7 protein-coding genes and 3 tRNA genes are annotated in these 6,038 nt (G+C 72.2%); 5 read left to right on the top strand and 5 right to left on the bottom strand.

Annotated elements, in window-relative coordinates; translation table 11 throughout:
* The coding region (locus AB0K09_RS28455) for a hypothetical protein (RefSeq protein WP_366068280.1) at positions 1-195 on the bottom strand (195 nt) is incomplete at its 3' end.
* Between the two features lie 188 nt (positions 196-383).
* Here AB0K09_RS28455 and AB0K09_RS28450 point away from each other — a divergent pair.
* A complete protein-coding gene (locus AB0K09_RS28450) occupies positions 384-1,169 on the top strand; it encodes a TSUP family transporter (protein ID WP_366068279.1) in 786 nt (261 codons plus the stop codon).
* A gap of 185 nt (positions 1,170-1,354) precedes the next feature.
* Positions 1,355-2,290: a trypsin-like serine protease gene (locus AB0K09_RS28445; protein ID WP_366068278.1), complete on the top strand. Its 936-nt coding sequence runs from the start codon at positions 1,355-1,357 to the stop codon at positions 2,288-2,290.
* Between the two features lie 21 nt (positions 2,291-2,311).
* On the opposite strand, the gene AB0K09_RS28440 is transcribed toward AB0K09_RS28445, so the two are convergent.
* Entirely contained in the window at positions 2,312-3,001 is a 690-nt protein-coding gene (locus AB0K09_RS28440) for an ElyC/SanA/YdcF family protein (protein ID WP_366068277.1), read from the bottom strand.
* A 245-nt stretch (positions 3,002-3,246) separates the two neighbouring features.
* Between AB0K09_RS28440 and thrS the strand changes: the two genes are divergently transcribed.
* On the top strand, positions 3,247-4,545 hold the full coding sequence (thrS, locus tag AB0K09_RS28435; protein WP_366068276.1) for a threonine--tRNA ligase: 1,299 nt from the start codon (positions 3,247-3,249) through the stop codon (positions 4,543-4,545).
* An 85-nt stretch (positions 4,546-4,630) separates the two neighbouring features.
* Here the strand turns inward: thrS and AB0K09_RS28430 are convergent.
* The 3 genes from AB0K09_RS28430 to AB0K09_RS28420 form a co-directional block, all read right to left on the bottom strand.
* A tRNA-Ile gene (locus tag AB0K09_RS28430) sits at positions 4,631-4,707 on the bottom strand.
* 181 nt (positions 4,708-4,888) lie between these two features.
* Positions 4,889-4,961, bottom strand: a tRNA-Asn gene (locus AB0K09_RS28425).
* A 5-nt stretch (positions 4,962-4,966) separates the two neighbouring features.
* Positions 4,967-5,039 (bottom strand) — tRNA-Asn (locus AB0K09_RS28420).
* 209 nt (positions 5,040-5,248) lie between these two features.
* Between AB0K09_RS28420 and AB0K09_RS28415 the strand changes: the two genes are divergently transcribed.
* Both AB0K09_RS28415 and AB0K09_RS28410 read left to right on the top strand, forming a co-directional pair.
* The gene (locus tag AB0K09_RS28415; RefSeq protein WP_366068275.1) at positions 5,249-5,536 is read left to right on the top strand and encodes a YtxH domain-containing protein; all 288 of its coding nucleotides are present in this window, start codon (positions 5,249-5,251) and stop codon (positions 5,534-5,536) included.
* Between the two features lie 42 nt (positions 5,537-5,578).
* Positions 5,579-6,038, top strand: a 460-nt coding sequence (locus AB0K09_RS28410; RefSeq protein WP_366068274.1) for an FGGY family carbohydrate kinase, incomplete at its 3' end; no start/stop codon positions are given.

Genomic DNA, 6,038 nt, shown 5'->3' with positions numbered 1-6,038 from the left:
CGACAGCTTCCAGCCGCCGGGACCGCCGCCCTGCGCCGTCTTCGCCGCCGTGCGCCGCTCGGGGTGGACGCCCAGCGCCCAGACCACGATCGGCGAGGTGGCCGGCGCGAGACCGTCCAGCAGTTCGGCGGCGGCCTTCTCGATCCAGGGCCGCAGCTCCTCGACGGGACGGCCGGCGGTGACGGTCACGGGCATCTGACTCTCCCTCTGGGATGCGGCGGTGGTCGGCGATCTGCGGCCATGATGACCCCGGCACTTGCCGTTCCTCACCGAGAAAGCTCAGAGAGTTGGAGGTCCGAGGGGGCGAGGGGGTGGCCGGATCACTGGCCGGAGGTCGTTCAAGTGCCCGGCACGCGGCCGCCGGCGCCCGTACGATCACCCCGGTGACCACCGACATATCGATGACGACGTTGATCCTGCTCTGCCTCACCTCGTGTGCTGCCGGGTGGATCGACGCGGTTGTGGGCGGCGGCGGCCTGGTGCAACTCCCCGCCCTGCTGATCGGCTTGCCCCACCTGTCCCCGGCCACCGCGCTGGGCACGAACAAGGCCGTCGCCATCTGCGGCACCACCACCGCCGCCGTGGCCTACACCCGCCGCGCCGCCCTCGATCTGCGGCTGGCCGCGCGCATCGGCATCGCCGCCCTCGCCGGCTCACTGACCGGCGCGCTCTTCGCCTCCGGCATCAACAGCGCCGTGATGCGCCCCCTCATCATGGCCGCGCTGCTGGCCGTCCTGGCCTTCGTCCTGCTGCGCCCGACGTTCGGCGTCACCGCGGCCCCCGCCGCCCCGGTCGGCCGCCGCCGGATGCTGGCCGCCCTGCTCGTCGCCGGGATCGGCATCGGCCTCTACGACGGGCTGCTGGGCCCCGGCACCGGCACCTTCCTCGTCCTCGCCCTGGTCGGCATCCTGCACATGGACCTGGTGTCCGCCTCCGGCACCGCCAAGATAGTCAACGTCTGCACGAACCTCGGCGCCCTGGTCACCTTCACCGTCCAGGGCGCCGTCCTGTGGCAGCTCGCGGCTCCCATGGCCGTCTTCAACATCGCGGGTGGCGCGCTGGGCGCGCGCATGGCGCTCAAGCGGGGCAGCGGTTTCGTCCGCGTGGTGCTGATGGTGGTTGTGGTGTCACTGGTGTGCAAGCTGGCCTACGACCAGTGGGGCGCCTGAGGCTCCCGCATACACCAGATACTCCGGATACCGGAGAAAACCAGCCGAAACCCCTGCGCACGGTTCCGGTCGATCGCTCGTACGGCTCTCGCACCGTGTGCCGCATGTCATCGGACTGTGGGGAAAACAGCCTGGCGTGCGCCGGATCGGGCTCGTTGCGGTTAGCCTGTCGATACCTTCCTGACGTGGTGGGGGTGCCTGTGCGTTTCTCCCGGTGGAGCCGGGCCCGCTGGTTCCGGGCCGTGCTCGCGGCGCTGTATGTCGTCGCGCTCGCGGCGGCCGTGCCGCGGGGGGCCGGCGGACACGGGAGGGACGGCAGCTGGTCCAGCGAGGAGGCCCGCCGCTTCTGGGGCCCGACGCGGATGTCCGCCGCCTCCGACGACAACGACGGCGACGCCCTGAGCGAGGCCCAGCGGATCACCGGCAGCGCACGGCACTTCGACGGCGTGCCGTCGGTCGGCGTGATCTTCTACGTCGGCGAGGACATGAAGAACCACCACTGCACGGCCAGCGTGGTGCACAGCCCCAAGGGCAACATGATCATCACCGCCGGGCACTGCTCCATGGGCGACGACGCCGCCTTCGTCCCCGACTACCAGCAGGGCCGGAGCAAGCAGCCCTACGGCGTGTGGGCCGTGGACCGCACCTTCATCGACCCCAGACGCCAGGACACCGGCGAGGGCTCCGACCTCGACTTCGCCTTCGCCACCGTCAAGCCCGACGTGCTGGGCCGGCAGATCGAGCGCGTCACCGGCGCCAACCGCCTGGTCCGCACGCCCGGCTACGTCAACCGCGTCACCGTCATCGGCTACCCGGACGTCGACGACGACCCCGCCGACGAGGCGATCCGCTGCTCGGCCATGACCACCCAGCTGGACCGGCGCCGGCAGATGCGCATGGTCTGCGACGGCTTCTACAGCGGCACCTCGGGCAGCCCCTGGCTCACGCACTTCGACGAGAAGACCAGGACGGGCGATCTGATCGGCGTTCTCGGCGGCTTCAACGGCGGCGGCCCGGACGGCGAGGAGGGCTCCAGGATCTCGTACGCGCCGATAAACGACGACGAGATCTTCAAGCTCTACCTCGACGCGATAAACGACCGCGACCCCAAGCGCGACTAGTACCCGGACCCCGCCGGGCCCTCAACGCGCCAGTGCCCGCTCCACGCCCGGCTCGTGGGGGCCGAGGAACGTCGGGCTCGGCTTGACCAGCGCGTCCAGCGCCGCCTTCCCGGCCGCGAAGACCTCGCGGGCCCCGCCCGCGTACCAGGTGACGTCGTGCGGATCCGAGCCCGCCCCGACGCCGTACGACTCGATGCCCGCCGCCCGGCACAGCGCCACCGCCCGGCGGATGTGGAAGCCCTGGCTGATCAGCACGGCCCTGCGCACCCCGAAGACCCGCCGCGCGCGGGCGCAGGAGTCCCAGGTGTCGAACCCGGCGAAATCGCGCACGATCCGCTCGGCCGGCACGCCGTGCGCCGTCAGATACGTACGCATCGCATCCGGCTCGTCGTAGCTCTCGCGGCTGTTGTCGCCCGTCACCAGCACCACGCGGACCTTGCCCGCCCGGTACAGCTCGACCGCCGCGTCCAGCCGGTGCGCGAGGTACGGGGAGGGCTCGCCGTCCCACAGCCCGGCCCCGAAGACCACCGCGACCGGCGCCGACGGCACGTTCCGTACGTCCCGCAGCCGGGGCGCGGCCTCCGCGTACACCCACGTCTCGGGCAGCAGCGCCAGCACGCAGGCGCCCATCACGCCCCACAACAGCCGCCGCCTGCCGCGCCGGTCCGCCGGTATGCGCAGTCGTGTCACCGCTCTTCGTATCCGGCCCATGCCGCTGCCGACCTCCCTGCTCCGCCTGGGATGAGGGTGATCGCGGTATGGCCGGTTCCCCCTGTTGTGGAGATCCACAACTCTGTTACGGTGACCGCCATGAAGCGCGCCAGCATGAACCTGACGACGACGCCGGAGAGTGTCCCGGCGCGCTGACTGCTGATCCGAAGTCGAAGCCCCGGGGCGAGTGCCCCGGGGCTTCGCCGTTCCCTCGCACTCGCCTCACCGTCCGCGAGGAGACCGCGATGAACGCGATGCACGACGTGAAGCACGACGCGATGCACGACGTGAAGCACGACCACCGCAAGCTCGGCCGTGAGCTGGACCTGTTCGACACCGATCCGCTGATGGGCGCGGGCCTGCCCTACTGGCTGCCCGAGGGCGCGGCCGTGCGGCACACCCTGGAGGAGTACGTCCGCGACCTGGAGCGCCGCGCGGGCTACCGGCACGTGTACTCGCCCGTGCTGGGCAAACGCGAGCTGTACGAGATCTCCGGGCACTGGGCGCACTACAGCGACGACATGTTCCCCCCGATGGACCTCGGCGGCGAACAGGTAGTCCTCCGGCCCAGCCTGTGCCCCCATCACGCCCTGATGTACCGCTCCCGCTCCCACAGCTACCGCGAACTGCCCCTGCGGATCGCCGAGCTGGGCGGCATGTACCGCTCGGAGCTCTCCGGCGTCCTGGGCGGCCTGACCCGGGTCCGGGCGATCCAGCTGAACGACGGTCATGTCTTCTGCACCCTCGACCAGGTCGCCGACGAGGCACGTGCCGCCCTGGAGCTGATCCGCGAGGCGTACGCGGCGCTGGGCATCCGCGCCGCCCGCTACCGCCTCTCACTGGCCGGCGCGGGCGGCAAGTACGTCGCCGACCCGGAGATGTGGCAGCGCGCCGCCGCCCTGCTGACCGAGGTCCTCGACGCCTCCGGCGTGGAGTACGAGGCCGTCGAGGGCGAGGCCGCCTTCTACGGCCCCAAGATCGACGTACAGATCGCGGACGGCGCCGGCCGCGAGGCCACCCTCTCCACCGTCCAGGTCGACTTCCACCAGCCGGCCCGGTTCGACCTGCACTACATCGGCCCCGACGGGGCGAAGCACCGGCCGGTCATGGTCCACCGCGCCCTGATCGGCAGCATGGAACGGGCCGTCGCCCATCTCATCGAGCGGCACGGCGGCGCCTTCCCCGCCTGGCTCGCCCCCGTCCAGCTGACCCTGCTGCCCCTGACCGACGCCGAGTACCCCCGGGCCGAGGCACTCGCCCGGCGCTGCCTCGACCAGGGCCTCCGCGCCGAGGTCCGCGGCCCGGAGCACGGCACCCTCGCCGCCCGCGTCCGCGCCGCGCGCCTCGTCCCGTACCAGGCCGTCATCGGCCCCCGCGAGGCCGCTGCGGGCGAGGTCGCCCTCCGCCTGCGCGACGGCCGCCGCCCGGCCACCCTGCCGGAGGCGGAGGCACTGGCCCGCATCGGCGCCGTCGTCGCGGCGCGCGGCACCGGGCTGTGGGGCGAGGACGAGGGGGAGCGCGGGGGCGCGGGCGCCCGGGCGTGACACGCGTGAGGGCCGCCGCACGGTGTGCGGCGGCCCTCACAGCGAAGAACTCGACAGGTCAGATCGTTTCTGCACCTGGTACCCGTGGTGGGGCGGGTGGGACTCGAACCCACGGCCGACGGATTATGAGTCCGCTGCTCTAACCGGCTGAGCTACCGCCCCGTTCACGGCGCGTCGCGCACATCTGTGCGCGCCGTCTGCCGCAGCATAGCCGCTCATACGATCTGTTGCCCCAGGGGGGCCGTATCGTGTGACCAGCCTGACCTTCAGGACTTCGATCACACCGGTGCCGGTTCCCCCGGGGAACGAAAAAAGGGCCCCGGGAGGGCCCTTCTCCGCCTTGCTCCCCCGACTGGACTCGAACCAGTAACCTGCCGGTTAACAGCCGGCTGCTCTGCCAATTGAGCTACAGGGGACCGCGCTCCCCCGACTGGACTCGAACCAGTAACCTGCCGGTTAACAGCCGGCTGCTCTGCCAATTGAGCTACAGGGGATTGTCGCGAGTGCCTCGAATGCACTGTCGTCCGGTCTCCCGGGCGGCGTGCGCTCGCTGCGACACATACATTAGCGCAAGCAGGGGGGTGCTCCGCCAATCGGTATCCCCGGAGTGACCTGCGGGTGCCCCGGGTAGGCGCGGAGCACGGCCCGGCATCCCTCGCGGGGCGCGAGGGGACGGTGGGTCACGAGGGAAGGATGGGGCGCCATGCGGTACCGGCTGACGTTCATCGCCGGAGCAGCTGTCGGGTACGTGCTGGGTGCGCGGGCCGGCCGCGAGCGGTACGAGGAGCTGCGCAAGGGCGCGCGGCGGATCGCGCAGAACCCGGCGGTGCGGAACACCGTGGAGTCGGCCGGGCAGAACGGCCGCGCGCTGGCCGGCCGGGCCGTGGACAAGGTCGGCGACCGGCTGCCCGGCCCGGTCTCCGAGCGGATCCGCTCGCTGCGCGAGAAGCGGCAGGGCGACGAGGACGATTGGGGCACCAGCAACACCTGACCGGATGCCGGGCGGACGGCCGGAGTTTGGCATCATCTCGGCATGGCAATAGTCGCCGGGCTGGACAGCTCCTCGGAGAGCACACGGATCGTCGTCTGCGACGCGGACACGGGGGCCGTGCTCAGGCAGGGCTATGCCCCGCACCCCCCGTCCGACGGCGACCCGCAGGCGTGGCTGATCTCACTGGGGCAGGCGGCCGCCGGCGGGCTGCTGGAGGGCGTCCAGGCCATCGGCGTCTCCGCGCAGCAGCACGGGCTGCTGACGCTGGACGCCGGCGGCGTGCTCATCCGGCCCGCCCTGCTCGGCAACGACAAGCGCGCACAGGCGGCCGCCGCCGAGCTGACCGACGCCCTGGGCGGCCGGGGCGGCTGGGCGGAGGCCGTCGGCGCGGTGCCGCAGGCGGCGCAGCCGCTGGTGAAGCTGCGCTGGCTGGCGCGGAACGAGCCGGAGTCGGCCGCCCGGGTCGCGGCGGTGCTCCAGCCGCACGACTGGCTGGTCTGGC

The sequence above is a fragment of the Streptomyces sp. NPDC049577 genome (assembly GCF_040675635.1).
Taxonomy (GTDB): domain Bacteria; phylum Actinomycetota; class Actinomycetes; order Streptomycetales; family Streptomycetaceae; genus Streptomyces.
The sequence above is the reverse complement of the archived record's forward strand: the minus strand, read 5'-3'. Positions and strand labels throughout refer to the sequence as shown.